Genomic DNA, 2729 nt, shown 5'->3' with positions numbered 1-2729 from the left:
AAGAAAGAAAATTCATCAATGATAACGATACGGTAATCATGCGCGGATATGGGGAAAAAGACGGAATCAGAGTTGGTTTCGGCGAGGTTTCAGGAAAAATATTACCGGCAACCTTATAATTTTTTACAGAATTTAAGCAATGAAAACAATTTCTCCTCAAGATTTAAATAATGTACAATTACAAACGCTTTTGCAGACGGCAATTGCTCCCCGTCCGATTGCGCTGGCTTCAACTATTGACAAAGACGGAAATGTAAATTTAAGTCCGTTCAGTTTTTTCAATATGTTCAGTACAAATCCGCCGGTGGTTATTTTTTCACCGTCCCGAAGAGTGCGCGACAACACAACAAAACATACGCTGGAAAATGTTAATCAAGTTGCCGAAGTCGTAATTGGTATCGTAAATTACAGCATCGTACAGCAAATTTCACTGGCTTCTACCGAATATGAAAAAGGAGTTAATGAATTTGTAAAAACAGGTCTCACGATGAAAGAGGCAGATTTGGTAAAACCGAAACTCATCGAAGAATGTCCGGTAAATCTGGAATGCAAACTTCTTGAAATTAAAAGTTTGGGAACGGAAGGCGGCGCAGGAAACCTGATTATTTGCGAAATCATTAAAATTCACCTCCGCGAAGAATATCTGAATGAAGAAGGAAATCTTGATCAGAAAAAACTCGATCTTGTAGCAAGATTAGGCGCAAACTGGTATTCCCGGAGCAACGAGAACAATCTTTTCGAAGTTCCGAAACCTCTGGTAACCAAGGGAATTGGTTTCGATCAATTGCCGGAAGCGATAAAATATTCAAGAATCTTTACAGGAAATGATTTAGGAATGCTTGCAAATGTAGAACAGTTGCCGGAAGGTAGTTTTTCTGCGGATGAGAACACCCATTCCGAAGCCCGAAAATTTCTTTCGAAAAACAAGATCGAAGAGGCCTGGAAAGTTTTAACGGTTTAATTTTGAATAAAAAAAGAGTGAATTGGATTCACTCTTTTTTATTTTATTCTTCGTCTTTAATACTTAAATCTTTATTGAGATCAGGATTCAGTTTCAGATATTTCTGGTTCTGTTTATTCCTGAATCGGATATTGAGCATTTCTACCGCCAAACTGAAGGCCAAACATGAATAAATGATGTTTTTACTCACATGCTGGTGGATTCCTTCTGCTACCAACATTACTCCAATTACCACGAGGAACGACAGGGCAAGCATCTGCAGACTCGGATATTTATTGATGATGGCAGAAATTGGTCCGGCAAACGCCATCATAATTCCAATAGAAATTACCACCGCGATAATCATCAGTAAAACGTTATCAACCAAACCGATAGCCGTTAAGATAGAATCTAAAGAGAACACCATATCGATTAGGATAATCTGAAGAATCACCATCGTCATTAGACTTGATGCGCCTGATTTTGGTTTTGGTACTTCGTCGTGTCCGGACATTTTTCCGTGGATTTCGAACGTACTTTTTGCGATAAGGAAAATACCTCCGCCCAACAGAATAATATCTTTCCAGCTCAGTGCCAGTGGCAGCTCGCTTCCGGGCTCGTTAAACCATTCCAGCGTGAGCACCGGCTCCTTTAGTCCGATAATCCAGTTGATCATAAGCAACAGTACTACACGGAAAATCATAGCAAATGCAAGTCCCAGGTTTCTGGCAAAACGCTGTTTTTCTTTCGGCAGTTTGTCGGAAATAATCGAAATAAAGATGATATTGTCGACACCCAGTACAATTTCAAGAAAAGTAAGGGTAAGAAGACTGACCCAAATTTGTGGATCGGCAAAATTCGGAAAATCGATAACTGATAAAAATTCCATTGTTTAATTTTTGGCGGTTAAAAATACATCTTTTTTCTAAAAACTTTATTTAAAATTTTCGCGGATAAATGTAATGGACCGCAACACCGCATTATCGAGATCCGGCGGCAAATCATCAGAATGCCATGGCTCTTTTGCACCAAATGTATGGTTTGCACCATCAATGATATAAAGTTCAGATTCTTTGCACCAATCATTGAGCAAAAATGCCTCCTTATCTTTCACCGCTTCATCTTCACTACCCTGAATAATAAGTACAGATTTTTGCAAATGCTGCGCGCAATACTGAATCGTAAACCGTTCCTCGTTTTGCTTAAAATCTTCGTAAAACTGGTAATAGTGAGGCATTTGCTGCTTGGTTCTTTTATTTTCTGAATACATGATGCCGGAATTTTTCCAATTCTCCAAACGCTCGCCTGAAGGAAACCTGTAGCTGAAATTACTTACTCCAGCCAACGTTATTAAAACCCTGATTCTATCGTCTTCGTAAGCTTTGATGAGTGAAATTCCCCCACCGCGGCTATGTCCTATAATGGTAATTTTACTGAAATCAACCGACGGATGTTCTGAAAAGTACGCCAAAAGCGCATCAAGATCCGACATTTCTTTGGAGAAATTATTATTTCCAAAAGCTTCCAGATCATCAAATTCTGTAGGGTTTTCAACAGTGGTTCCGTTGTGCGAAAAATTGAATTTAACAAAGAAAAATCCGGATTCGGCAAATTTATTCGCCATCAAATCCCATGCGCCCCAGTCTTTATAACCTTTGTAACCATGAACAAAAATTACCAAAGGAAGTTTTTCTGTACCTTCAGGATAAAAAGCATCTGCAAGAAAATCGCGTGTTTCCGGATTCTTAATGCGAATATTTTTCTGAATATTTATTTTCATGAGATTGAG

Annotated in this window: 3 protein-coding genes and 1 pseudogene; 2 read left to right on the top strand and 2 right to left on the bottom strand. The window is 38.8% G+C overall.

What is annotated here, in order from left to right:
* A pseudogene (locus V5N63_RS06190) lies at positions 1-119 on the top strand (fumarylacetoacetase); the annotation flags it as partial.
* A 20-nt stretch (positions 120-139) separates the two neighbouring features.
* Positions 140-961: a flavin reductase family protein gene (locus tag V5N63_RS06185; protein ID WP_332033249.1), complete on the top strand. Its 822-nt coding sequence runs from the start codon at positions 140-142 to the stop codon at positions 959-961.
* A gap of 43 nt (positions 962-1004) precedes the next feature.
* On the opposite strand, the gene V5N63_RS06180 is transcribed toward V5N63_RS06185, so the two are convergent.
* Together V5N63_RS06180 and V5N63_RS06175 are read right to left on the bottom strand one after the other, a co-directional pair.
* Positions 1005-1829: a TerC family protein gene (locus V5N63_RS06180; protein WP_332026538.1), complete on the bottom strand. Its 825-nt coding sequence runs from the start codon at positions 1827-1829 to the stop codon at positions 1005-1007.
* Between the two features lie 45 nt (positions 1830-1874).
* Positions 1875-2729: alpha/beta hydrolase family protein (locus tag V5N63_RS06175; RefSeq protein WP_332033248.1), on the bottom strand; the 855-nt coding region annotated here is incomplete at its 5' end.

The organism is Kaistella sp. (assembly GCF_032060305.1).
GTDB classification, from domain to species: domain Bacteria; phylum Bacteroidota; class Bacteroidia; order Flavobacteriales; family Weeksellaceae; genus Kaistella; species Kaistella yananensis.
The sequence above is the reverse complement of the archived record's forward strand: the minus strand, read 5'-3'. Positions and strand labels throughout refer to the sequence as shown.